Genomic DNA, 24,184 nt, shown 5'->3' with positions numbered 1-24,184 from the left:
GGATGACGCATGCGGTGGTGTTGGGCGCGAGCATGGGCGGTCTGCTGGCGGCACGCGCGCTGGTGGGCTTCTACGACCGGATCACGGTGGTCGACCGCGACCCGCTGCCCGAGGATGCCGGGCACCGGCGCGGTGTGCCGCAGGCCCGGCACTTCCACACCATCCTGCTGCGCGGCGAGCAGGCGTTGAACGGGATGTTCCCGGGCTTCACCGAGGAGCTGCTGGCCAAGGGCGCGCTCCCGGTCGGCTTCAACGTCGACGCGCGGTTCGTGCTCGCGGGCCACCCCATGGTGCGGGTGGACACCGGCGCGGCCGACGTCCAGGTGACCCGGCCGGTGCTGGAGGGCGCGGTCCGGGCGCGGGTCGCCGACCAGCCCGGGGTGCGGCTCCTGCCGGAGTGCGACGTGGTCGGGCCCGTGCTGTCGAACGGTCGGGTGACCGGGGTGCGGGTCGTGCGCGGCGGCGTCGAGGAGGAGCTGGCCGCGGACCTCGTGATCGACGCGATGGGCCGGTCCGGGCGGGCGCGGTCGTGGCTGGCGTCGTGGGGGTTGCCGACGCCCGCCGAGGAGCGCATCGACGTCAACATGGTCTACGCGAGCCGGTTGGTGCGGCCGGCCGAGCCGTTCCCCGACAAGCTCGTGCTCGTGGGCCCGGTGCCGGGCCGGCCGACCGGGTTCGCGTTCGCCGCGCAGGAGGACGGGCTGTGGATGGTCACGCAGGTCGGCATGGCGGGCGACCACCCGCCGACCGACGAGGCGGAGTTCCTCGCGTTCCTCAAGCGGTCCGCGCCGCCGGACGTGCAGGACGCCGTGGCCGCGGCCGAACCCCTCACCGCGATCCGGACGCACCGGTTCCCGGCCAGCCTGCGCCGCCGGTACGAGCGGCTGCGGGGGTTCCCGCCGGGCCTGCTGGTCTTCGGTGACGCGATGTGCAGCTTCAACCCCATCTACGGCCAGGGCATGACGGTCGCCGCGCTGGAGTCCGAAGCGCTGCGCCGGTGCCTGGAGGACGGCGGGGCCGACCTGGCCCGGCGCTTCTTCCGCGCCGCGGGCCGGATCATCGACCCGGTGTGGCAGCTGAACGCCCTGGGCGACCTGGCCCTGCCGGAGATCCCCGGCCACCGGTCGCCGTCCACCAAGGCGCTCAACCGCTACGTCGCCCGGCTGCAGCGCGTGGCGACGCACGACCCGGTGGCGGCGCGCGCGTTCATCCGCACGATCGGCCTGCTGCAACCGCCGACGTCCATCCTGCGCCCGGACGTGCTGGCCCGGGTGGTGGTGGGCGGCGTCCGCTGCGGCTGAGCCCCACCCTCCGGTTGTTCGCGGGAGGAACTTCGCATTTGTCACCGTTGAGCACGTTCGGTTATGAGGCAAACTGCTCGATCGGGCTAGTCAATTAGCTCGATAGGCTTCATTTGCCCGCATTCCGGCGGGCTGTGACTGGTCCTGACGTTGGTACCGGGTCGGCCGGTCACCTGACAGCCTGGCGTTCCTCGGCACACGGATGAACGTTCTTCTCACCGGATCGGGTCGATCACTAGTTTTCGTGGGAGTGAATCGGCGGATCTGTGGAATTCATCCCGAGAGGCGAAAGGACGTCGATGGGCATTTACCTCACAGGTCTGCTGTGGGTCGCCGGAGCAGCCGTCGTGGCCGCCGTCATGGCGTACTTGATCCGCAAGTACGGCGAGCTGGAAGGCCGTTCGGCGAACAACGAGGCCGCGGGCCAGGTGTTCACGATCGTGGGCGGCCTGCACGCGGTCCTGGTGGCGTTCGTGCTCATCGCCCTGTTCGACGCCGTGAACCAGGCGAGCGACGCCTCCTACCGCGAGGCGGACGGGCTCGTCGCCGCCACGTGGGCGAGCGACGCGCTGTCCCCGGAGGTCGGGGACCAGGTGCGCGGGCTGGCCCGGCAGTACGCCAGGACCGTCATCGACGACGAGTGGCCCGGCATGGCCGCCGGCACGTCGTTCACGTCGAGCGGCTGGGCGCAGCTCGACCAGCTCCGCAAGGTCGTGTCCGACACGCCCGCGAACGACGACTGGCAGATCGACCGCAAGACCGAGGCCGCGAACCAGCTCTGGCAGGTGTACCAGGCCCGGCAGGAGCGGCTGGAGGCCGCCGGCGGCGGTGTCACGTCGGTCATGTGGTTCGTGCTCATCGCGGGCAGCGTGCTGGCCGTCTGCCTGCCCCTGCTGTTCGGCGGTCCGCGCATCCGCACGCACGTGCTCATCGTGGCGACCCTCGCCGCGACCATCACGCTGCTGCTGTACGCGACCTACCAGCTCCAGAACCCGTTCGGCGGCGGTGCCGGGGTGCAGCCGGACGCGTTCCAGGCCGCGGTGGAGCGGTTCGGATGATCGAAGCGTTCGCGCAGGTCGTGTGCACCGTCATCCAGGTGGAGGCCGGGGCGCACGGCCCGTCGACGGTCTTCGAGGTGCGGTTGCCCTCCGGTGAGGCGACCTCGGTGAACGCGCTGGACGTGCGGCTGAACGCCATCGGGTACTCGGCCCGGCAGGACCTCGTCTACGGCCTGGACGACGACGGCAGGCTGGTGGCCCTCGACCGCCGGGGCCGGGTGGTCGGGCAGCCGACGCGGCCCTCGCACCTGCTGCGGCAGGCGACGGCGGGCGCGGTGGTGGGCGAGCGGCTGGTCGTGCGGGCCGGGCCGCGGCTGGAGTCGATCGACATCGACCCGGCGAGCCCGACGTTCGGGCAGGTCGTGCAGGAGACGTGGCTGTCGCCGCTGGAGGGGATGACGGTCGACGACTTCGACCTCAACCCGGCCGACGGCCTGCTGTACGGGGTCGCCACCCACCAGCACAACGGCATCGTGGTCAGCATCGACCCGCGGACCGGTCGGACGAGGGCCGTGCCGGGGGTCGGGCAGCTGCCCGGCGGGACGAGCTACGGCGCGGTGACCGTGGCCCGGGACGGCTCGCTGTACGCGACGAACAACCGGCAGCGGGACGGCCGCAGCTCGTTGTGGCGGGTGGCGCTGGACGGCTCGGGCGTGGTCACGGAGATCAGCTCGGGGCCGCCGCGGCACACGATCGACGCGACGGGCTGCCTGCCCGCTCCGCCGCCGACGACCACCCCGACCACGACCACCACCACCACGACAACGACCACCCCGACAACGACAACGACCACAACGACAACGACCACTCCGACCACGACCCCACCCACCACCACGACCACCCCACCCACCACCACGACCACCGCCCCGCCGCAGCCGACGACCACCACCACGGTCCCGCGCACGACGACGACGACCACCCCGCCGCCGGTCGTCACCACGATCGGCCCGGCACCCGCGGTCCCACCGCGCCCGAACCCCCCGCCACCGCCGCCGGTCGAACCGCCCCCACCACCGTTCGAACCGCCACCGTTCGAACCGCCACCGCAGCCGGAGCCGCAGCCGGAGCCGGAGCCGGACAACCCGCCGCAGGAGTCCCCGCTCCCGCCACCGGCGCTGCCACCCCCGCCGCGGGCGGACCTGAAGATCCCGGACCGCGAGGTGCAGACGCTGGCACCGACCAACAACGCGATCCGCGACCAGCGCCGCTGGGGCCTGGTCGCCCTGCTGCTGATCGTGGGCGCGGGAGCCCTGGCCCGCCAGGCCGCGAGCAGGCGCAGGTAGCCCGAGCGGTGCCGCACCGCCCCGAGCGGTGCCGCCCCGACCGGTGCCGCACCACCCCGACCGGTGCCCGCCCACGAGTCGGGTCACCCGGCCCGTGGCCCTCGGCGGTGGCGGGACCCGCGGTGCGTCAGACCGCCAGCAGGCGGCGCACCTCCTCGTCGTGCAGCTCCTCCGCCGCACCCGCCCGCACGACCTCACCCGCGTCCACCACCACGTACCGGTCCGCCAGCCGCAGCGCGAAGTCCAGGTACTGCTCGACCAGCAGCACGGTCAACCCGACCTCCCGGTGCAGCCGCTCCACCGCCGCCTCGATCTCGTCGATCACCGACGGCTGGACGCCCTCCGTCGGCTCGTCCAGCAGCAGCAACCGGGGCCGCGCGACCAGCGCCCGGGCGATCGCCAACTGCTGCCGCTGCCCACCGGACAGGAACCCCGCCGGCCGCTTGAGCAGCCCCCGCAGCGCGGGGAACACGTCGAGCGCCTCGTCCACCGCCACCGGGTCGCGGTGGGTGGTCGCCTCCAGCGTCACGCGCAGGTTCTCCCACGCCGTCAACTGCGGGAACGAGACGTGGCCCTGCGGCACGTACGCCATGCCCGCGCGCACCCGCAGGTGGGTCGGCAGCCGCGTGACGTCCTCCCCGTCGAACACGACCCGACCGGCCGTCGGCGTGAGCACGCCCATCAGGGCCCTGAGCAACGTCGTCTTGCCCACCCCGTTGCGCCCCATCACGCACACCAACGACCCGGCCGGCACCTCCAACCCCACGCCGAACAGCACCCGCGCCCGCCCGTAGGCCACGTCCAGACCGGACACCGACAGCATCACGTCACCGCCTTCCCCCTGGCACGCCCCAGGTACACCTCGCGCACCCGCGGGTCGTCCTGCACCTCGGCCACCGAGCCCTCGCGCAGCACGCGGCCCTGGTGCAGCACGGTGACCGTGCGCGCGTACCGGCGCAGGAACTCCATGTCGTGCTCCACCACGACCACCGTGTGGGTGGAGGCGATCCGGTGCAGCAGCTCGCCGGTGCGCTCCCGCTCCGCCCGGCTCATCCCCGCCACCGGCTCGTCCAGCAGCAGCAGCTTCGGCCGCTGCACCAGCAGCATCCCGATCTCCAACCACTGCCGCTGCCCGTGCGAGAGCACCCCGGCCGGCCGGTCCGCCACCGCCGTCAGCTCCGCCGCCTCCAACGCCGAGGCCACCGCGTCGGACACCCCGCGCCGCCGCCGCAGCAACGACCGCAGCGGCGACCGGAAGCCCTCCGCCAGGTCGAGGTTCTCGACCACGGTCAGCTCCTCGAACACGGTGGCGTTCTGGAACGTCCGGCCGACGCCCAGCCGCACGACCTGGTGCTCCCGCCGCCCGACCAGCTCCCGGCCGGCGAACCGCACGCTGCCCGCCGCCGGCCTGGTCAGGCCCGTCACCACGTCGATCAACGTGGTCTTGCCCGCGCCGTTGGGCCCGATCAGGAACCGCAGCTCGCCCTCCTCGACGGTGAGGTCCAGCCCGTCGACCGCCGCGAACCCGTCGAACACCACGCGCAGCCCGCGCACCTCCAGCAGCGCGCTCACGCCGGCACCCCCGCCGGACGCCGCCGCGCCGCCCACCGCTCGCGCGCCGACTCCACCACGCCCGCCAGGCCCTTCGGCGCGAACACCAGCACGAGCACGAACAGCCCTCCCTGCAGGTACAGCCAGCCCTCGGCGAAGTCCTCGCTGAACAGCGTCTTGGCGTAGTTGACCGCGATCGCGCCGGCGATCGCGCCCGCCAGGGCGAACCGGCCGCCGACCGCCACGCCGACGAGCAGTTCCAACGACGGCACGATGCCGAGCAGCGCGGGGGAGATGATGCCGACGACGGGCACGAACAGCGCGCCCGCCAACCCCGCCATCACCGCCGAGGCGGTGAACGCGATCGTCTTCACCACCGCCGGGTCGTAGCCGAGGAACCGCACCCGGTCCTCGCCGTCGCGCACGGCCACCAGCAGCCGCCCGAACCGGCTGCGCACCAGCAGCTTCGCCACCAGGAACACCAGCCCGAGCACCGCGGCGGTGATCGCGTACACGGCCCGCTGCCCGTTCGGGTCGGTGAGGTCGATCCCGAAAAACCGGGTGAAGTTCGTCATCCCGTTGGTGCCGCCGGTGAGCCCCTGCTGCCCGACGAGCAGGATCGCGAACGCCGCCGCCAACGCCTGGGACAGGATCGCGAAGTACGCGCCGCGCACCCGTTGCCGGAACACCAGCAACCCGAGCGCGAACGCCACCAGGCCGGGCAGCAGCACCACCGCCGCCAGCGCGAACACCGGGTTGCCGAACGGCCGCCACAGCGTGGGCAGCTCCTCGACGCCGCTCCACACCATGAAGTCCGGCAACCCGGCCGACCCGGCCTCGGCCAGCTTCAGGTGCATCGCCATCGCGTAGCCGCCCAGGCCGAAGAACACGCCCTGCCCGAGCGTCAGCATCCCGCCCCGACCCCACGCCAGCGCGATGCCGACCGCCACGATCGCGAAGCACAGGTACTTCGCCAGCAGCCCGAGGCGGAACGGCGACAGCACCAGCGGCGCCACCGCCAGCAGCACCACGCACACCACCAGGGAGACCCGACCCGCGGTCATACCAGCGCCCTGCCCTTCAGCACGAACATGCCCTGCGGCCGGACCTGGAGGAACGCGATGATCGCCACGAACACCAGCACCTTCGCCAGGCTCGCGTCCGTCCAGAACTCCAGGTAGCCGTTGAGGAACCCGAGGGCGACCGCCGCCAGCACCGCGCCGCGCAACTGGCCGAGCCCGCCCGCGACCACGACCAGGAACGCGTCCACGATGTAGAAGGTGCCCAGGCCCGGGCCGACCGGGCCGACGAGCGTCAGCGCGACGCCCGCCACCCCGGCCAGCCCCGAGCCGAGCAGGAACGTGACCCGGTCCACCCGACCGGTCGCGATGCCGCTGATCGCGGCCAGCTCCCGGTTCTGCACCACCGCCCGCACCCGGCGGCCGGCGGGCAGCCTGGTCAGGTACAGCCACACCCCGACCACGCACACCGCCGCCAAGGCGATGATGAAGGCCCGGTTGTGGGGCAGGCGGACGCCGAGCAGGTCGACACCGCCCACCAACCAGCCGGGGGCGGTCACCTGCACGTTGGGCGCGCCGAAGACGTCGCGCGCCAGTTGTTGCAGCACCAGGCTCACGCCCCAGGTCAGCAGCAGCGTGTCCAGCGGCCGCCCGTAGAACCGCCGGATCAACGCCCACTCCAGCAGCAGCCCCATGGCACCCGCCACGGCGAACGCCACCGGCAGCGCGATGAGGAACGACTGGCCGGTGAACCCCTGCACCAGGTACGCGGTGTACGCGCCGGCCATGATGAACTCGCCGTGCGCCATGTTGATCACGCCCATCTGCCCGAACGTGAACGTCAGGCCGAGGGCGATGAGCAGCAGCACGGCGGCGATGCTCAGCCCGATGGGCAGTTGGTTGGCCAGTGCGCCCACGTCAGCTCAACCCGCCCGCCCAGTCGTAGGACTTGAGGTAGGGGTCCGGCTTGATCGGACCGGGGGAGGACCACACCTCCTTGATCTGGCCGTCCGGCTGCACCAGGCCGATGCGCGCGGTCTTGGCCACGTGCTGGTTGTCGCCGTCGATGGTGGTGGTGCCCTCGGGCGCCTCGGTGGTGATCCCGCCGGCGGCCTTGCGCACGGCCTCGACCTCCGTCGTGCCCGCCTTCCGGACCGCCTCGGCCCACAGGTGCACCGCGTTGTAGCCGGCCTCCATCGGGTCGGACGTCACCTTGTCCGCGCCGTACCTGTCCTTGAACGCCTTGACGAACGAGTCGTTCGCGGCCGTGGTGGTGGTCTGGTAGTAGTTCCACGCCACCAGGTGCCCGGCGACGTTCTCCGGCCCGATGCCCCTGACCTCCTCCTCGGCCACGCTCACCGACACCACCGGCGTGCTCTGCGGCGTGACGCCGGAACCGCGCAGCTGCTTGAAGAAGGCCACGTTGCTGTCGCCGTTGAGGGTGTTGAACACCGCGTCGGGCTTCGCCTCGGCGATCTTGTTCACCAGCGTGCTGTACTCGGTGTGGCCCAGCGGGGTGTACTCCTCGCCGAGCACCTCGACGCCCTTCGCGGCGGCGTACGCCTTGATGATCTTGTTGGCGGTGCGCGGGAACACGTAGTCGCTGCCCACCAGGAACAGCCGCTTCCGGCCCTGCCCGACCAGGTAGTCCAGCGCGGGCACGATCTGCTGGTTCGTCGTCGCGCCGGTGTAGAAGATGTACGGCGAGCTCTCCAGGCCCTCGTACTGCACGGGGTACCACAGCAGCGCCTTGTTGCGCTCGAACACCGGCAGCATCGCCTTGCGGCTGGCGGAGGTCCAGCCGCCGAACACCGCCGCCACCTTGTCCTGCGAGATCAGCTTCTGGGCCTTCTCGGCGAACGTGGGCCAGTCGGACGCGCCGTCCTCGGTGACCGGGACGAGCTTCTTGCCCAGCACCCCGCCCTTGGCGTTGATCTCCTCGACGGCCAGCAGCTCCGCGTCGCGCACGGTCACCTCGCTGATGGCCATCGTGCCGCTCAACGAGTGCAGGACGCCGACCTTGATCTCGTCTCCGGACGCGCCCGCGCCGCCGCCCGGCTCGTCGACGCAGGCCGTCGCGAGCAGGGCGGGCAGCAGCAGGGCGGTCAGACCGCGGCTGAGGGTTCTGGGACGCACCGGCGGCTCCTCTCGAGCAGGTGGAACCGAGAAGCTATGAACCGCGTGTTGCGTGCCGGACGCGCCCGGTTACGTTCCTGTGGCCAAGTGCTCACGGTACGGAGTTGTGACCTTGCCGGTCCGCTTCGGGACCGCACCGCGACGGGTCGACGCCCGGGCGGTCGCTGGTACCGTCGACCGGGGACCTGGGGGTGGCCGTGAGGGACGTTTCCGAGCAGTGGCCCGTGGTGCGGGCCGTGCTGTCCGACGTGACCGGGCGGTTCGCGGACCTGGTGGCCGCGTCCGACGCGAGCGCGCTCGCCACGCCCGACTGGACGGTGGCGGACACGGCGGCGCACGTCGTCGCCATCGCCTCGATCTACACCACGCTGCTCGCGCCCGACGGCGGCGGCGTGACCAACCCGGCCCTGGCCGCGGTGATCCCGACCGTCACCGTCGACACCGTGGCCGACCTGAACGACCTGGCGCTGCGGCACTTCACCGAGCGCGACCCGGTCAGGCTGGCCGCGATGCTGCGGTCGCTGGTGGCGACGGTGCTCGACGTGACGGAGGGGACCGACCCGGAGCGGACGGTGCCCTGGTTGGGCGCGTCCCGCGTGCCCGTCGCGGGCGTGCTCGCGCACCTGGTCAACGAACTGCTCGTGCACGGGCGGGACATCGCCCTCGGGGTCGGTGCGCCGTGGTCGACCCCGCCGCGGGAAGCCGCGCTGTTCTTCGAGCTGTTCATCGTCGGCATGATGCGCAACGACACCGGCGTGGTGCTCGACGGCGGGCGACCGCCGGGTGACCGGCGCGTCGCCGTCGCCTTCCGCTCCCGCCACACCACCCCGGTGACGCTGGTCCTGCACCGCGGCCGGGTGTCGGTGGAGGAGCCGGGCGGGCCGGTCGACGTGCGCCTGTCCTTCGACCCGGCCGTGCTGAACCTGGTCCTGTTCGGCCGGGTGAGCCGGGTGCGGGCGGTGCTGACGGGCAAGCTGCGGGTCGGCGGCCCCCGGCCGTGGCTGCTGCCGGAGTTCCTGCGGACCGTGCGGCTGCCGACGAACGCCAAGCCGCTGTCGGGCAACTGACCCCGCCGGCCCGCCTGGCTCCGACCGAAGGGAGCCGCCCCGCCCGGACGGGGGTCCGGGCGGGGCGGCTCGTCAAGCGATCACGTGCCCGACACCGCCGTCACGGGTAGTTGACGACGTACCGCTGCTGCGTGGCAGTGTTCGCCGCGCCCCCGGTGCCGTTCACGACGTTGTCGATCGTGCCGACGCCGCCCAACGAGACCGTCACGAGGTCGTGCAGCCGCACGCCCGACCGGTTCGGCACCTCGAAGCCGTTGGCCGTGTGGATGCTCGGGTCGGCCTGGTTGAACGAGTACACGCCCAGGCCCCAGCCCTCGTGCGTGGTGACGCTGTCCGCCACCTTGTACCCGGCCCAGCCGAGCTGGGAGCCGTTCATCCACGCGGCCTGGTTCGGCGGGTCGTAGGGCAGTTCGTTCTGGAAGAAGTACGTGCGGCCGCCGTTGCCGTTCCACAGCACGTTGTACTGCTGGTAGTGCTCGACGAACAACCCGTACGCCGTCACGTTGTCGCCGTTGACGACCACGCCGTTGCGCCCGGTGTTGACGTTCCAGCCGACGCCCGCGCCGTGGTCGGCGCGCCACACCCACGTGTGGTCCACGATCACGTCGTCGCTGTTGACCTCCAGCGACACCGTGGCCTTGCCCGCCTGCGACCCGCCGACGCGCAGGTACACGTCGTGCAGCGAGGTCGGGTTGGTCGCGTGCGAGGCCGACGAGCCGGTCGGGCCGACCTGGAGCAGCACCGGGGAGCTCGTGACGCCCGCGTCCACCAGGAACCCGGCCAGCTTCACGCCGTCCACGTCGGACACCGCCAGCGCCGCCTTGCCCGTGTCGGGCGAGAGGGTCGCCAGGCCCAGGCCCAGCACCACCGTGTTCGGCCGCGTCACGTTGATCGTGTCGTTGAGGTGGTGCACACCCGGCGTCAGCAGCAGGTGCTTGCCCTGCGCCAGCGCCGCGTTCGTCGTCGCCACCGGGGTGCCGGGCTTGACGATGAAGAAGTCGGCCAGCGAGATCGACTGGCCGGCGGGCGCGCCCGCCTCCCAGCTCGTGCCGCGCGAGTTCTGCCGCAGCGCCGGGACGAACACCTTGTACTCGCCGTTCTCGAAGTACAGGAACGGCTTCTCGCGCACGACCGGCGTGGTGTCGACGGTGGTGTGCGACGGGTTCGGGAAGTGCTGCGCGGGCGAGCCGGGCGAGCCGACGAACACCATGTTCCACACCGAGCCGTTCCAGCCGCCCGCGAGGTTGCTGTTGCGGGTGAGGAACTGCTGCTGCGAGCCGGACACCGTCACGCCGTCGATCTTGCTGTCGACGATCAGGCCGCCGGACGCCCAGCCGTCGCCGCCGTTCCACAGCTGGACCTGGCCGCTGAGGTGCATGCGCCGGTACGACGCGGCCTGCGACACCGCCCACCGCTCGATCTGGCCGGCGGGCAGGTTGACGAACAGGTTCTCCGCCTGGCGCCAGAAGTTCTGCGTGGCGTTGCCCAGGTTGTTCGGGTTGTCGCCCTGCTGCAACCAGTCCGCCTCGACGCGCACGTGGCCGTTGAGCCGCACGTCGTCCGGGCGCAGGCCGAGGCCCGCGACCTGGGTGTAGAAGCGGAGGTTGACGTCCGCGTCGTACACGCCCGGCTTGTACAGCACCGCGTACCGCTCGGGGCCGAACTGGTTGGTCTTCATCTGCGCGGAGATCTGGTCCAACCGCGACTGCATCGCGGCCCGGTCGTAGCCGGGGCCGTAGACGAGCACGTTCGGGCCGAAGTCCGGGTTGCGCGGGTCGGTCGGAGGGATGACGACCCCGCCGGTGGTCTCGGTGTTGACGGCGAGCTCCCACAACGAGTAGCCGTAGCCCGTCGAGCGGGCGGTGCCGTAGACCCGCACGTACCGGCCGGAGCCCGTGACGGTGAGGGCCTGCGTGCCGCCGGTGCCCGTGGTGGTCGAGTAGACGGTGTTCCAAGTGGACGCGTTGTCGGACAGCTGCACCTGGAACGCCCGGCCGTACGCGGCCTCCCAGGTCAGCGTCACGCGGCACACCTGCTGCGTGGAGCCGAGGTCGACCTGCAACCACTGGGGGTCGGAGAACGCGCTGGACCAGCGCGTGCCGGTGTTGCCGTCGACCGCGGCGGTGGCAGGGGTGCCGCCGTTCTCGACGGACGAGGCGGTCGCCGGCCGGTTCAGCGCGGCGTTGGTCGTGCCGCACTCGGCGGCCTGCGCGGACTGGGTGGTCACGGGGCTGAGCACCGCGGCGACGCCGAGTGCCAGCGCGGCGGTCAGGACCCGTGACAGGGAACGGGGAGAGCTCATGGTCCTACCTGACGAGGTAAGGGGCGCGAGAAGGCCCGGAGCTGTGCCTCCGTGGCACCGGAGGCGCTGAGAGAGCGCTCTCTCGGGAGCGTAACGCCGATGTTGCGAACACGTCAACGACGGTTCAGGCGGAGTCCCGCACGACCAGCGACGGCTCGAAGATGACCGATCTCGGGCGCAGTCCCGGTTCCTCGACGTGCTCCAGCAGCAACCGGGACATCCCGGCCGCCATGTCCTCCACCGGCTGCCGCACCGTGGTCAGCCGGGGCCGGCAGGACAGCGCCGGGCTGCTGTCGTCGAACCCGACCAGCGCCACGTCCTCCGGCACCCGGCGGCCGTGCTTCTGCAGCACCAGCAACGCGCCCTGCGCCATCAGGTCGTTGGCCGCGAACACGCCGTCCAGCCCCGGGTGCTCGGCCAGCAGCCGCTCCATCGCCGCCTCGCCGCTGCCGGAGGTGAACCCGCCCTCGGCGATCGGCACGTACGGGAAGCCGTGCCGCGCCATGGCGTCGCGGAACCCGGTGAGCCGGTCCTGCGACGCGGGCACGTCCAGCGGGCCGGCGATCGTGGCGACCTGCGCGCAGCCGCGCCGCACGAGGTGGTCGGCGGCGAGCTTCGCCCCGGCCTGGTGGTCGAGGTCGACGTAGCTGATCGGCACCGGCCGCGCGGGGCGCGCGAACAGCACGGCGGGCAGCTCCGCCTCCACGAGGCGGGAGGGCAGCGGGTCCTCCGCGTGCGTCGAGACCAGCAGCGCGCCGTCCGCGCTGCCCTGCCGCAGGAACGCCAGCACGTCGTCCCGCGCGGCCTCCGTGTCGGCCACCATCAGCACCGGGTGCACGCCCCGCGTGCGCAGGAAGCCCAGCACCCCGCTGGCCACCCGGCCGAAGAACGGGTCCGAGAACACCCGCGTGGCGAACGCGTCCTCCTCGCCCGGGTCGCCCGCGCCGGACACGACCAGCGCGATCGTCCCGGCCCGCTTGGTCACCAGCGAGCGGGCCGCGCGGTTGGGCGCGTACCCGGTCTGGTCGATGGCGGCGCGCACGACCTCCTGGATGCGGCGGTCGACGTTGCGCGTGCCGTTGATGACCCGCGAGACGGTCGCGCGGGACACGCCGGCGACCCGCGCCACGTCCTCCAACGTCGGCGGGGCCGTCGGCGGTCTGCTCATGCGCCTATTCTGCCACGCTTGGAGAGCGCTCTCCCAGGCTCAGCGGGGTGTCGCCCGCCGAACGGCCGACCAGCAGCGTGAACGCGCCCGGCTCGACCGCCCAGCCGTCCGGCGTCCAGTGGCGGTAGGCCCGTTCGGGCAGGTCGACGTCCACCTCGACGGCCTCGCCGGGTGCGGCGGTGGCCACGGCCCAGCCGCCCAACCAGCGCTCCGGCCGCTCGACGGCGCTGTCCGGCCGCGTCACGTACACCTGCACCACCTCGCGCCCGGCCCGCTCGCCGGTGTTGCGCACCCGCACCCGGACTCCCGCCGCGGTGGCGGTGACCTCCTCGTACGCCCACGACGTGTAACCCAGGCCGTGGCCGAACCAGTAGGCGGGCGAGGCGTCGACCCGGTGCCAGGCGCGGTAGCCGAGGTGCAGGCCCTCGTCGTAGCGCAGCTTCCCGTGCTCGGGCGCGACGTTCGACACCGGCAGGTCGCGCTGGTCGGCGGCCCAGGTCGTGGGCAGCCTGCCGCCCGGCTCGCGCACGCCGAACAGCACGTCGGCCAGCCCGTGCCCGGCCTCCTGGCCCGGGAACCAGGTCAGCAGCACCGCGGCCACCTCGTCGCGCCACGGCAGCTCGACCGGACCGCCGGAGTTGACCACGACCACCGTGCGCGGGTTCACCGCCCGGACCGCGCGCACCAGCTCGTCCTGCCGCCCGGGCAGGGCCAGCGACGTGCGGTCGAAGCCCTCGCTCTCGATCTCGTCGGTGGTGCCGACGACGACCACGGCGACGTCGCTCGTGCGGGCCAGCTCGACGGCCAGGGCCAGCTCCTCGGCCTCGCCGCGGCGCGGCGGGTCGGCGGCCAGGACCGTGGCCGTGCCGGTGTGCTCCGGCAGCTCCCGGCGGGCGACGACGTGCACCGGCGTGCCCGCTTCGAGGCGTGCGGTGGCCCGCCGGTGCGGTGGGGTCAGGTGGATGACGGCCGGGTCGTCGGTGTCCAGCGGCACGTCCTCGTCCACCAGGCGCTCGCCGGCCACGTCGAGCGTGAGGCGGCCGAAGCCGGAGACCGACAGCGTCCAGTCGCCCGTGACGTCGGGCGTGAGCGTGCCGCTGACCTCGATCGCGCGCGCCCCCTCGGGCAGCGGCACCTCCAGGACGCGGCCGAGCAGCCGGTGCTCGGCGGACAGCTCCGCGCCGCCGGCGTCGAGCACCCGGACCAGCACGCCCGGCTCGCCGTCGCGCGGGTCGCGGGTGTTGGCCGTGCCCAGGGGCGTGGGCCGGTGGTGCAGCCGGACGCCCTCGGTGTGCACGACCTCCGCGACCTCGGCCAGACCGTCCACGAAGGACACCACGGACTCCGGGTAGACGCCCGCGCTGCCGCCGCCCTGGATGCGGGCGGTGGCGGCGTTCGGGCCGAGGACGGCGACCTTCGCGCCGGGGGGCAGCGGGAGGGTGCCGTCGTTGCGCAGCAGCACGGTGCTCGCGGCGACGGCCTCGCGCAGCAGCTCGTGCGGTGCGGCGACCTCGGGCTTCGCGGGCGTCGCGTCGTTGAGCGCGCCGACCCGTGCGGCCAGGCGCAGGAGCCGTTCGAGCTTGAGGTCCAGGGCGCTCTCCGGCACCTCGCCCCGGTCGACGGCGGCGGCCAGGTCGTTCCACGGGCTGTCCGGGCCGGGCATGGCGAGGTCCTGGGCGGCGTTCGCGGACGGCGCGGTGGAGCGGACCGCGCCCCAGTCGGAGACGACCAGGCCGTCGAAGCCCCAGGAGCCCTTGAGCGGCTCGTCCAGCAGGGGGCTCTCGGACATGGTGGTGCCGTTGACGCCGTTGTAGGCCGACATCACCACCCACACGCCGGCTTCGACGGCGGCCTCGAAGGGGACCAGGTAGACCTCGTGCAGCGTGCGGTCGTCGACGTCGGCGTCCAGGGTCATGCGCTCGGTCTCGGAGTCGTTGGCGACGTAGTGCTTGGCGGTCGCGGCGACCCCGCCGCTCTGGACGCCCGTGATGTAGGCCGCGCCGATGCGGGCGGTGAGCACGGGGTCCTCGGAGTAGCACTCGAAGTGCCGCCCGGCCAGCGGCGACCGGTGCAGGTTGAGCGTGGGCGCGAGCAGCACGTCGACGCCCTTGCGGCGGGCCTCGGCGGCCAGCAGCACGCCCAGCCGGCGCACCAGGTCGACGTCCCAGGTGGCGGCCAGGGCGGTCGGGGAGGGCAGGGCGAGCGACGTGCTGCGCTCGTCCCAGCCCTGGCCGCGTACGCCGATCGGCCCGTCCGACACCACGATGGACCGCAGCCCGATGTCCGGTTCGCCGTGCGTGCGCCACCCCGTGGCGCCGGTCAGCAGCCGAACCTTGCGCGTCACGTCCAACTTGCCGACCAGCAACCCGAACTCCGGCTCGCCCACACCACACCCCTTGCCTCGGAGAGCGCTCTCCGACCCAGCCTCAGCCCCCACCACCCCCGCTGTCAACCACCCGAACGTTGAACTCGGGGTACCCGAACGTAGGACTCTCGGGCCCTGGACGTAGGACTCTCGCGAGAGTCCTACGTCCAACGCGCGAGAGTCCTACGTTCGGAGTCGGTGAGTTGAACGTTCGGGTCAGGCGATGTCGGCGCGCGGGGCCGGTTTGCGCGGGTCGGCGGCCCGGTCGAGCAGGGCGGCGACGGGGAGGGTGGCCGCGCCCACGGCGACGGCGTCCGGGCCCAGCCGGCCCAGCTCGATCGAGATCTGCTCGTACGGGTGCCGCAACGCGTGCGCCCGGGTGGCCGCCTCGATCCGGTCGAGCTGGTGCGCGCCCAGCGCGAGCCCGGCCCACCCGCCGAGCACGATCCGCTCCGGGTTGAACAGGTTCACCAGGTTCGCGATGCCCGCGCCGAGGAACCCGGCCGTCTCCTCCAGCACGCGCGCCGCCGTCCTGGACGTGGCCGCCGCGTCGATCAACGCGGCCACGGTGGACTGCTCGTCGCCGGACGGCAGGTCGCGCCCCCGCGCCTTGCGGTAGCGGTCGACGATGCCCTCCGCGCCGACGTACGCCTCCAGGCACCCCAGCGCCCCGCACCGGCACGGACGCCCGCCGTACACGATCGTCGTGTGCCCCCACTCGCCGGCCGAGCTGGTCGCGCCCCGGTACACCCCGCCGTCGGTCACGACCGCCGCGCCGACACCGGAGCCGATGAGGGCTATGACGACGTGCCGCGCCCCGCGCCCCGCGCCGAACCACATCTCGGCCTGGCCCTGCGTCTTCGCCCCGTTCTCCACGTACAGCGGCCACGCCGACTCCGAAGCCGAGGCGACCAGCTCCTCCAGCCGCACGCCGTCCCACCCGATGGTCGGCGCGTGCACGACGGCGGTCGCGCCCTGCTCCACCGTCCCGGGGACGCCGATGCCGACGCCGAGCACGGTCGACGCCGGGACGCCCGCCGAGGCGACGACGTCCCGGACCGCCGAGGCGATCAACGACGCCACGGCGGCGGGGGAGGAGGGCGACAGCGGGTGGTCCGACGCGGCCAACTGGGTGAGCGCCAGGTCGAACAGCTCGACCTTGATCCCGGTCTCGCCCACGTCCACCCCGACGACGTGCCCGAACGCGGGGTTGACGCGCAGCAGCACGCGCGGCCGACCGCCGTCGGAGTCCACGGAGCCCGCCTCGACCACGAGCCCGTCGTCGACCAGCTCCCCGGTCACGTTGGACACCGTCGCGGCCGACAGCCCGGACAACCGGGACAGCTCGTACCTGCTCAGCGGCCCGTCGAAGAACAGCGTCGACAGCAGCGTCGACCGGTTCTGCCGACGCAGGTCGCGGACGGTGGTGCGCTTCGGGGCCACGCCACGGACCTTAGTTTGCGACTTAAAATTAGACTAAGTTTGTAACCTGTTCGTTATTGACGTGACTTGGCTCACCGGGGTTGAGTCTGCAACGACACGAGGACGCCCCCGGCGTCCCAGCCGCGATGGCACACGCGGCCCGCACCAACGAGCGCTCGCCCTTCCCCCGCCCGACAAGGAGAACCCATGCGACTCAGGCGAACGTCCGCACTCGCCGTCGCGGCAGCACTGCTGTTCTCGGCCGCCTGCTCCACCTCGAACCCCGGTGCGAACAAGACGAACGAGGGCGTGCTGAACGTCGGCATGCCCAACGGCCCGCAGACCGAGAACAACAACCCGTTCCTGAACACGTCCGCGGCCAGCTCGCTCGGCTACCGCCGGCTGATCTTCGAGCCGCTGGCGATGGTCAACGAGACCAACCCCACGGAGAAGCCCAAGCCGTGGCTGGCCACGGAGTGGGAGTGGTCGGACAACTACAGCAAGCTGAGCCTGACCATCCGCGACGGCGCGACGTGGTCGGACGGCAAGCCGCTGACCGCCGAGGACGTGGCGTTCACCTTCGAGCTGCTGAAGAAGAACCCCGGCCTGAACGTCGACTCCGTGCCCTACGACGTGATCTCGTCGTCGGGCAACAAGGTGGACGTCGGCTTCCCCAGGTCGCAGTTCGTCAACCAGAAGAAGATCCTCGAGCAGCTGATCGTCCCCAAGCACATCTGGTCCGCGGTCACCGACCCGAACACGGAGACGGCCAAGACCCCGGTCGGCAGCGGGCCGTACACGCTCAAGTCGTTCACGCCCCAGACCGTGACGCTGACCGTGCGCGACTCGTACTGGCAGGAGCTGCCGAAGGTCAAGGAGGTCCGCTACACCTCCTACAGCGACAACAACGCGCAGACCACGGCCCTGGCGACCGGCGCGGCCGAGTGGAGCTTCGTGTTCATCCCGAACTACGAGGCCGTCTACACCTCGAAGGACCCCGAGCACTACAAGCTGTACTTCCCGCCGGTGCTCGGCATCCACGGCCTGTGGTTCAACACCAAGGTCAAGCCGTGGGACAACCCCGCCCTGCGCCGCGCGGTCAACACGGTGATCAACCGCGACGACATCTTCACCCAGGGCGAGGCGGGCTACTTCTACCCGAAGGTCGACAACATCACCGGCATCCCGACCCCCGCCGGTGACTCCTACATCGCGCCCGAGTTCAAGGACAAGGTCGTCAAGGTCGACGTCGAGGGCGCGAAGCGGGAGCTGACCGCCGCCGGCTTCACCTTCGACGGCGACAAGCTGAAGGACCCGTCGGGCCAGCCCGTCACGCTGAAGATGACCGTGCCGTCCGGCTGGTCGGACTACGTGACGAACCTGGAGATCATCAAGGACAACGTGTCCAAGATCGGCATCGACGCCACCGTCGACCTGCCCAACGCCGACGCGTGGAGCAAGGCGCTGGACACCGGTGACTTCCAGGCCGCGCTGCACTGGACCAACAACGGCCCGACGCCGTACGACATCTACGAGAACATCATGAACGGCGCGCTGTACAAGCCGATCGGCGAGGGCGGCATCAACGGCAACTACGGCCGTTACGAGAACCCCGAGGCGACCGCGCTGCTCAACGAGTACGCCAACGCCGCCGACGATGCGGCCCGCAACGCCGCCCTGCACAAGCTCCAGCAGATCCACGTGCGGGACATGCCGGTCGCCATCACCTCCGCGGCCAACGCGGGCGGCCAGTACAGCACGAAGAACTGGGTGGGCTGGCCGGACCAGGCCAACCCGTACGCGCCCGTCCAGCCCACGCTGGAGAACGCGCTCGACGTCGTCATGCACCTGAAGCCGGCCGCATGACGACGAGCACCGCACCGTCGGCCTCCGGGACCACCGAAGTGGTGGTCCTGGAGGCCGACGGCCTGACCAAGCACTTCCCGGTCCGCAAGCGCGGGCGAGAGCTGCTGTCCAGGGCCACGCGCTCGGTGCGCGCGGTCGAGGACGTGACGCTCCGGCTGCACCGCGGGCGGGTCACCGCGCTGGTCGGCGAGTCCGGTTCGGGCAAGTCGACGGTGGCCCGGCTCCTGGCGCAGCTGTACCCCCAGACCTCCGGCTCGATCCGGCTGCACGGCGAGCCCGTGCGGACCAGGGGCGGCAAGCTGTTCCGGGCCTACAGCAAGCGGGTCCAGATGATCTTCCAGGACCCGTTCGCCTCGCTGAACCCCGTGCACACCGTGCGCTACCACCTGACCCGGGCGCTGAAGATCCACGGCAACGCGGGCCGCACGCCGCAGGAGCTGGAGGAGGCCCTGGCCAACCTGCTCACCCGGGTCCAGCTCACCCCGCCCGAGCGGTACGTGGACAAGTTCCCGCACGAGCTGTCGGGCGGTCAGCGCCAGCGCGTGGCCATCGCCCGCGCGCTCGGCGCCGACCCGGAGGTGCTGCTGGCCGACGAGCCGGTGTCCATGCTGGACGTCTCGATCCGCCTGGGCGTGCTGAACCTGCTGCGCGACCTCAAGGAGCGGCTGCACCTGGCGATCCTCTACATCACCCACGACATCGCCTCGGCCCGCTACTTCGCCGACGAGACGTTCGTGATGTACGCGGGTGGCGTGGTCGAGGGCGGCGACAGCGAGACCGTGACGCAGCGGCCCGCGCACCCGTACACCCAGCTGCTGATCGACTCCGCGCCGGACCCGGACCGGCCCGCCGCGCAGGAGAAGGACGGCGGGACGGGCGAGCCCCCGTCGCTGATCAACCCGCCGCGGGGCTGCCGCTTCAACCCGCGCTGCCCGCACGCGATGCGGGTGTGCGCCGAGGAGGTGCCGCCGCGGTTCGCCATCGGCGACGGCCCCGCCCACTTCGCCGCGTGCTGGCTCTACGGCGAGGACCTGGGCGACGACGACCGGGTGAAGCTGCGGGCCGAGGAGGCGACGTGAGCTACCTCCTCAAGCGGATCGCGTTCTACGTGTTCACCGCGTGGGCCGCGATCACCATCAACTTCTTCATCCCCCGCGCCATCCCCGGCGACCCGGTGCAGGCGCTGATCACCCGGTCGCGCGGCCAGATGACCACCGACGCCGTGCAGTCGCTGTACGTGCTGTTCGGGCTGGACAAGGACGCGAGCCTCGTCGAGCAGTACTTCACCTACCTCGGCCAACTGCTGCGCGGCGACCTCGGCCTGTCGTTCACCTACTTCCCGTCACCGGTGTCGCAGGTGCTCGCCGACGGCCTGCCGTGGACGCTGGGCCTGGTCGGCATCACGACCGTGCTCGGCTTCCTCGTCGGCACGGCGCTGGGCACGGGCATCGGCTGGCGGCGCGGCTCGTGGGCCGACGCGCTGATCCCGGTGACCACGTTCGTGTCGTCCATCCCGTACTTCTGGCTGGGCCTGATCGCGATCGCGCTGCTGACCGGGCCGGACAGCTTCTTCCCGGCCTCCGGCGCGTACGACAACGGCCTGGTGCCCAACCCGGACCTGGAGTTCATCGGCAGCGTGCTGCGGCACGGCATCCTGCCCGCGTTCACCATCCTGATCTCGTCCATGGCGGGCTGGGTCCTGTCCATGCGCAACATGATGGTGACGGTGGCCTCCGAGGACTACGTGACGGTCGCGCACGCCAAGGGCCTGTCCGACCGGCGCGTGATGGTGTCCTACGCGGCCCGCAACGCGCTGCTGCCCAACGTCTCCGGGTTCGCGCTGTCGCTGGGCTTCATCGTCGGCGGCACGCTGCTGGTGGAGATCGTGTTCTCCTACCCGGGCCTGGGCCTGCAGCTGTTCCAGGCCGTCGGCGCCAAGGACTACCCGCTCATGCAGGGCATCTTCCTCATCATCACGCTGTCCGTGCTGCTGGCGAACTTCCTCGCCGACGTGGCCTACCTCGCGCTCGACCCGCGCACCCGACGGGAGGGCTGAGCAGTGACCGTCGTACCCACCACCGCCGCAGCGACACCCGCCGCGGCGCCCGTGAAGCGCCGCAGGCTGCGGTTCGTGGCCAACCCCAAGGCCACCACCGGCCTGGTCGTCCTCGGCTTCTTCGCCCTGCTCGCGGTCGTCGGGCCGTGGATCGCGCCGTACGACCCGTCCGGGCGCGGCAACGACCTGCTCCAGGCGCCGTCGGCGGCGCACTGGTTCGGCACCACCCACCTCGGCCAGGACATCTTCAGCCAGGTGGTGGTCGGCACCCGCAGCGTGATCGTCGTCGGGTTCGTCGCGGGCGTCGTGGCGACGATCCTGTCGATCCTGGTCGGCGTCACGTCCGGCTACCTGGCGGGCGCGGGCAGCGAGGTGCTGTCCGCGCTGTCCAACGTGTTCCTGGTGCTCCCGGCGTTGCCGCTGATGATCATCATCACCTCGACCCTGCCCGAGACCGGCACGCTCACCATCGCCCTGGTCATCGGCCTCACGTCGTGGGCGTGGGGCGCGCGGGTGCTGCGCGCGCAAACGCTTTCGCTGCGCGGGCGGGACTACGTGGAGGCCGCGCGGGCGACCGGCGAGAAGACCTGGCGGATCATCCTGTTCGAGATCCTGCCCAACCTCACCGCCGTCATCGCCTCCGGCTTCGTCGGCACGGTCATCTTCGCGGTGACGCTGGAGATCACGCTGGCGTTCATCGGCATCGGCGCGGGCGGCGACTGGAACTGGGGCACGGTCCTGTACTGGGCGCAGAGCCAGCAGGCCCTCGCCCAGGGCGCCTGGTGGTGGTTCGTGCCCGCGGGCCTGGCCATCGCCCTGCTGGGCACCGCGCTGTCGCTGGTGAACTTCGGCATCGACGAGTTCGTCAGCCCGCGGCTGCGCGGCGGCGGCAAGACCAACGTCAAGACCGCCGACGGCCACACCGTCCGGATGCGCGTCGGCTTCACGCCGGTGCTCGCGGCGGGGACCGGGCCCGAGGGAAGGGAGAGGCCGTGACCGACGCGGTGCTGGAGATCCGCGGCCTGAACGTGGACTACGGCCTGGGCGACGAGGCCGTGCACGCCGTCCGCGACGTGAACCTCACCCTCTACCGCGGCGAGGTGCTCGGCCTCGCCGGGGAGAGCGGCAGCGGCAAGTCCACCCTGGCCTACGGCCTGACCAGGCTCCTGCCACCGCCCGGCGTCATCTCGGGCGGCGAGGTGCTCTACCACCCCGACGGCGGCGACCCGGTCGACGTGCTCCGGATGGACCACGCCGCGCTGCGGCGGTTCCGCTGGGCCGAGACCGCGATCGTGTTCCAGGGCGCGATGAACTCGCTCAACCCGGTGCACCGGATCTCCACCCAGCTCACCGACGTGATCAAGGCGCACGACCCGCGCGGCTCCGGCGCCTCCCGGCTGGCCCGCGCCCGCGAGCTGCTGCGCCTGGTCGGCATCTCCGCCGACCGGCTCGACAGCTACCCGCACCAGCTCTCCGGCGGCATGCGCCAGCGCGTGATGATCGGCATGGCGCTGGCGCTGGAGCCGAAGGTCGTCATCATGGACGAGCCGACCACCGCGCTGGACGTGGTGGTGCAGCGGCAGATCCTGCGCCAGCTCGTCGAGCTGCGCGAGCGGCTCGGGTTCTCGGTCGTGTTCATCACCCACGACCTGTCCCTGCTGGTCGAGTTCTCCGACCGGATCGCGATCATGTACGGCGGGCGCATCGTGGAGCAGGCGGACTCCGCCGACCTCTACCGCGACCCGCTGCACCCCTACAGCCACGGCCTGCTCAACTCGTTCCCCGCGCTGCGGGGGCCGAAGCGCGAGCTGACCGGCATCCCCGGCTCCCCGCCGGACCTGCGGTCGATGCCCCCCGGCTGCTCGTTCCACCCACGCTGTCCGCACGCGATGGAGCGCTGCGGTGTGGAGGTCCCGGTGCTCGGCGTCCCCTCCGACCGGGAGGGGCGCGGCGACCGCACCGTGGCCTGCTGGCTGCACCCCGTTCACGACGACGGGCTCTGACCCCGTCCACGACGACGGGTTCCGACCTCCAGAGGAGTTTCCCCAAGTGGAGAGTTACACCGACACCACGGCGCCGACCGTCGGGCTCGACCCCGCGATCGACACCCTGCCCGCCTCGTTCCGCTGGGGCGTGGCGACCTCCGCGTACCAGATCGAGGGGGCGCACGACGAGGACGGTCGCGGACCGTCCATCTGGGACACCTACTGCCGCACGCCCGGCATGGTGCACAACGGCGACAACGGCGACGTCGCGTGCGACCACTACCACCGCATGCCCGAGGACGTCGCGCTGATCGGCTCGCTCGGCGTGGACACCTACCGGTTCTCCGTCGCCTGGCCGCGCGTGCAGCCCGGCGGCAAGGGCCCGGCCAACGCGGCCGGCCTCGCGTTCTACGACCGGCTGGTCGACGAGCTGCTCGGCAAGGGCATCACCCCGTGGGTCACGCTCTACCACTGGGACCTGCCGCAGGAGCTGGAGGACGCGGGCGGCTGGCCGGTCCGCGACACCGCCTACCGGTTCGCCGACTACTCCATGCTCGTCTTCGACGCGCTGTCGGACCGGGTGCGCCACTGGACCACGCTGAACGAGCCGTGGTGCTCGGCCATGCTGGGCTACTACGAGGGCCGCCAGGCCCCGGGCAGGCAGGACTTCGAGGCCGCCATCCACGCCGTGCACCACCTGCTGCTCGGCCACGGCCTGGCCACGCAGCGGATGCGCGAGGCGGCCACCGCGCCTGCGGAGTTCGGCATCACGCTGAACATGAGCCACGCCGGCCCCGCCACGGACAGCCCGGCCGACCACGACGCGGCCCGCCGCGCGGACGGCCTGTCGCGCCGGATCTACCTCGACCCGCTGGTGCGCGGCCACTACCCGGCCGACGTGGTGGCCGACCTGGCCGCGCGGGGCGTGAAGATCCCCGAGGAGCCGGGCGACCTGGAGATCATCCGGCAGCCGATCGACGTGCTGGGCGTGAACTACTACTCCAGCTCGAAGTTCTCCGGCGTGGACGAGGCGGGCAACACCGAGGACGCCGACGGCGTGCCGGTGTGCCGGGAGGTCCGCTACGGCCGCCCGGTGACCGCGATGGACTGGGAGATCGTGCCCGAGGGCTTCACCGACCTGCTCGTGCAGATCGGCGAGGAGTACCCCGGCGTGCCGATGGTCATCACGGAGAACGGGGCCGCGTTCGACGACGAGGCCGACGAGTCCGGGTTCGTGCGCGACGACGACCGCACCGCCTACCTGGAGTCGCACATCGCGGCCGTGGCCAAGGCGCGCACGGCGGGCGCGGACGTGCGCGGGTACTTCGCGTGGTCCCTGATGGACAACTTCGAGTGGTCCTACGGCTACGACAAGCGGTTCGGGCTCGTGCACGTCGACTACGACACGCAGGTGCGGACCCCCAAGAGCAGCGCGCTGTGGTACCGGGACACGATCCGTCGCGTTCGCGGCGACTGACCAAAGGGGCGAGGGGGGGGGGGGGGGGGGGGGGGGGGGGGGGGCCCCCCCCCCCCCCCCCCCCGCCGCGCCGGCCCTGGGGAACGTGTGTGACGATCAGCTTCGGCTGGGGGACGCCGAGAAGGAGG

General features: G+C 72.2%; 19 protein-coding genes. 10 read left to right on the top strand and 9 right to left on the bottom strand.

Going from position 1 to position 24,184, the window contains the following annotated elements; translation table 11 throughout:
• The first annotated feature begins 2 nt into the window (after positions 1–2).
• The 3 genes from ACIGNX_RS26685 to ACIGNX_RS26675 all read left to right on the top strand — a co-directional run bounded on the left by ACIGNX_RS26685 (position 3) and on the right by ACIGNX_RS26675 (position 3,642).
• Complete coding sequence (locus ACIGNX_RS26685; protein ID WP_396543444.1) at positions 3–1,301, top strand: FAD-dependent oxidoreductase; 1,299 nt, start codon at positions 3–5, stop codon at positions 1,299–1,301.
• 299 nt (positions 1,302–1,600) lie between these two features.
• A complete protein-coding gene (locus ACIGNX_RS26680) occupies positions 1,601–2,359 on the top strand; it encodes a hypothetical protein (RefSeq protein ID WP_396543443.1) in 759 nt (252 codons plus the stop codon).
• Complete coding sequence (locus ACIGNX_RS26675; RefSeq protein WP_396543442.1) at positions 2,356–3,642, top strand: hypothetical protein; 1,287 nt, start codon at positions 2,356–2,358, stop codon at positions 3,640–3,642. The genes ACIGNX_RS26680 and ACIGNX_RS26675 overlap by 4 nt, the downstream gene beginning before the upstream one ends.
• Before the next feature lie 127 nt (positions 3,643–3,769).
• On the opposite strand, the gene urtE is transcribed toward ACIGNX_RS26675, so the two are convergent.
• From urtE to urtA, 5 genes are read right to left on the bottom strand one after another with little or no spacing between them, the layout of a single operon-like run.
• Complete coding sequence (urtE, locus tag ACIGNX_RS26670; protein WP_396543441.1) at positions 3,770–4,465, bottom strand: urea ABC transporter ATP-binding subunit UrtE; 696 nt, start codon at positions 4,463–4,465, stop codon at positions 3,770–3,772.
• Positions 4,465–5,214: an urea ABC transporter ATP-binding protein UrtD gene (urtD, locus tag ACIGNX_RS26665; protein ID WP_396543440.1), complete on the bottom strand. Its 750-nt coding sequence runs from the start codon at positions 5,212–5,214 to the stop codon at positions 4,465–4,467. Before urtD ends, urtE begins: the two co-directional genes overlap by 1 nt.
• Positions 5,211–6,257 carry an urea ABC transporter permease subunit UrtC gene (gene urtC / locus ACIGNX_RS26660; RefSeq protein ID WP_396543439.1) on the bottom strand — a complete coding sequence of 349 codons (1,047 nt, stop codon included), beginning with the start codon at positions 6,255–6,257 and terminating at the stop codon, positions 5,211–5,213. The genes urtD and urtC overlap by 4 nt, the downstream gene beginning before the upstream one ends.
• Positions 6,254–7,129, bottom strand: coding sequence for an urea ABC transporter permease subunit UrtB (gene urtB / locus ACIGNX_RS26655; protein ID WP_396543438.1), 876 nt, complete (start codon positions 7,127–7,129; stop codon positions 6,254–6,256). Before urtB ends, urtC begins: the two co-directional genes overlap by 4 nt.
• Position 7,130: 1 nt before the next feature.
• A complete protein-coding gene (gene urtA / locus ACIGNX_RS26650; protein ID WP_396543437.1) occupies positions 7,131–8,348 on the bottom strand; it encodes an urea ABC transporter substrate-binding protein in 1,218 nt (405 codons plus the stop codon).
• Between the two features lie 197 nt (positions 8,349–8,545).
• Here urtA and ACIGNX_RS26645 point away from each other — a divergent pair, with 197 nt between their 5' ends.
• Entirely contained in the window at positions 8,546–9,415 is an 870-nt protein-coding gene (locus ACIGNX_RS26645; RefSeq protein WP_396543436.1) for a maleylpyruvate isomerase N-terminal domain-containing protein, read from the top strand.
• A 100-nt stretch (positions 9,416–9,515) separates the two neighbouring features.
• On the opposite strand, the gene ACIGNX_RS26640 is transcribed toward ACIGNX_RS26645, so the two are convergent.
• The 4 genes from ACIGNX_RS26640 to ACIGNX_RS26625 all read right to left on the bottom strand — a co-directional run bounded on the left by ACIGNX_RS26640 (position 9,516) and on the right by ACIGNX_RS26625 (position 16,693).
• The gene (locus ACIGNX_RS26640) at positions 9,516–11,717 is read right to left on the bottom strand and encodes a discoidin domain-containing protein (RefSeq protein ID WP_396543435.1); all 2,202 of its coding nucleotides are present in this window, start codon (positions 11,715–11,717) and stop codon (positions 9,516–9,518) included.
• 124 nt (positions 11,718–11,841) lie between these two features.
• The gene (locus ACIGNX_RS26635; RefSeq protein WP_396543434.1) at positions 11,842–12,885 is read right to left on the bottom strand and encodes a LacI family DNA-binding transcriptional regulator; all 1,044 of its coding nucleotides are present in this window, start codon (positions 12,883–12,885) and stop codon (positions 11,842–11,844) included.
• Positions 12,886–12,889: 4 nt separating this feature from the next.
• Positions 12,890–15,271 (bottom strand): glycoside hydrolase family 3 C-terminal domain-containing protein, encoded by a 2,382-nt coding sequence (locus tag ACIGNX_RS26630; RefSeq protein WP_396543433.1) that lies wholly within the window; start codon positions 15,269–15,271, stop codon positions 12,890–12,892.
• Positions 15,272–15,466: 195 nt separating this feature from the next.
• On the bottom strand, positions 15,467–16,693 hold the full coding sequence (locus ACIGNX_RS26625) for an ROK family protein (RefSeq protein WP_396543432.1): 1,227 nt from the start codon (positions 16,691–16,693) through the stop codon (positions 15,467–15,469).
• Between the two features lie 186 nt (positions 16,694–16,879).
• Here ACIGNX_RS26625 and ACIGNX_RS26620 point away from each other — a divergent pair, with 186 nt between their 5' ends.
• The 6 genes from ACIGNX_RS26620 to ACIGNX_RS26595 are packed head-to-tail and all read left to right on the top strand — an operon-like array spanning position 16,880 to position 24,056.
• The gene (locus ACIGNX_RS26620; protein ID WP_396543431.1) at positions 16,880–18,538 is read left to right on the top strand and encodes an ABC transporter substrate-binding protein; all 1,659 of its coding nucleotides are present in this window, start codon (positions 16,880–16,882) and stop codon (positions 18,536–18,538) included.
• A complete protein-coding gene (locus ACIGNX_RS26615; RefSeq protein ID WP_396543430.1) occupies positions 18,535–19,617 on the top strand; it encodes an ABC transporter ATP-binding protein in 1,083 nt (360 codons plus the stop codon). The genes ACIGNX_RS26620 and ACIGNX_RS26615 overlap by 4 nt, the downstream gene beginning before the upstream one ends.
• On the top strand, positions 19,614–20,594 hold the full coding sequence (locus ACIGNX_RS26610; protein WP_396543429.1) for an ABC transporter permease: 981 nt from the start codon (positions 19,614–19,616) through the stop codon (positions 20,592–20,594). Before ACIGNX_RS26615 ends, ACIGNX_RS26610 begins: the two co-directional genes overlap by 4 nt.
• Positions 20,595–20,597: 3 nt before the next feature.
• A complete protein-coding gene (locus ACIGNX_RS26605) occupies positions 20,598–21,590 on the top strand; it encodes an ABC transporter permease (RefSeq protein WP_396543428.1) in 993 nt (330 codons plus the stop codon).
• Entirely contained in the window at positions 21,587–22,597 is a 1,011-nt protein-coding gene (locus tag ACIGNX_RS26600) for an ABC transporter ATP-binding protein (RefSeq protein ID WP_396543427.1), read from the top strand. The genes ACIGNX_RS26605 and ACIGNX_RS26600 overlap by 4 nt, the downstream gene beginning before the upstream one ends.
• A gap of 46 nt (positions 22,598–22,643) precedes the next feature.
• Positions 22,644–24,056: a GH1 family beta-glucosidase gene (locus ACIGNX_RS26595; protein ID WP_396543426.1), complete on the top strand. Its 1,413-nt coding sequence runs from the start codon at positions 22,644–22,646 to the stop codon at positions 24,054–24,056.
• The last annotated feature ends 128 nt before the right edge of the window (positions 24,057–24,184 follow it).

The organism is Actinosynnema sp. NPDC053489, assembly GCF_044544865.1.
In the GTDB taxonomy this organism is placed as follows: domain Bacteria; phylum Actinomycetota; class Actinomycetes; order Mycobacteriales; family Pseudonocardiaceae; genus Actinosynnema.
This window is presented reverse-complemented; position numbering and strand designations above follow the sequence as displayed.

Excerpts from the sequence above, each read along its gene's own strand:
- ACIGNX_RS26685 (WP_396543444.1), top strand. The coding sequence starts at position 3 with ATGACGCATGCGGTGGTGTTGGGCGCGAGCATGGGCGGTCTGCTGGCG.
- ACIGNX_RS26680 (WP_396543443.1), top strand. The coding sequence starts at position 1,601 with ATGGGCATTTACCTCACAGGTCTGCTGTGGGTCGCCGGAGCAGCCGTC.
- ACIGNX_RS26675 (WP_396543442.1), top strand. The coding sequence starts at position 2,356 with ATGATCGAAGCGTTCGCGCAGGTCGTGTGCACCGTCATCCAGGTGGAG.
- urtE (WP_396543441.1), bottom strand. The coding sequence starts at position 4,465 with ATGCTGTCGGTGTCCGGTCTGGACGTGGCCTACGGGCGGGCGCGGGTG.
- urtC (WP_396543439.1), bottom strand. The coding sequence starts at position 6,257 with ATGACCGCGGGTCGGGTCTCCCTGGTGGTGTGCGTGGTGCTGCTGGCG.
- ACIGNX_RS26640 (WP_396543435.1), bottom strand. The coding sequence starts at position 11,717 with ATGAGCTCTCCCCGTTCCCTGTCACGGGTCCTGACCGCCGCGCTGGCA.
- ACIGNX_RS26635 (WP_396543434.1), bottom strand. The coding sequence starts at position 12,885 with ATGAGCAGACCGCCGACGGCCCCGCCGACGTTGGAGGACGTGGCGCGG.
- ACIGNX_RS26620 (WP_396543431.1), top strand. The coding sequence starts at position 16,880 with ATGCGACTCAGGCGAACGTCCGCACTCGCCGTCGCGGCAGCACTGCTG.
- ACIGNX_RS26615 (WP_396543430.1), top strand. The coding sequence starts at position 18,535 with ATGACGACGAGCACCGCACCGTCGGCCTCCGGGACCACCGAAGTGGTG.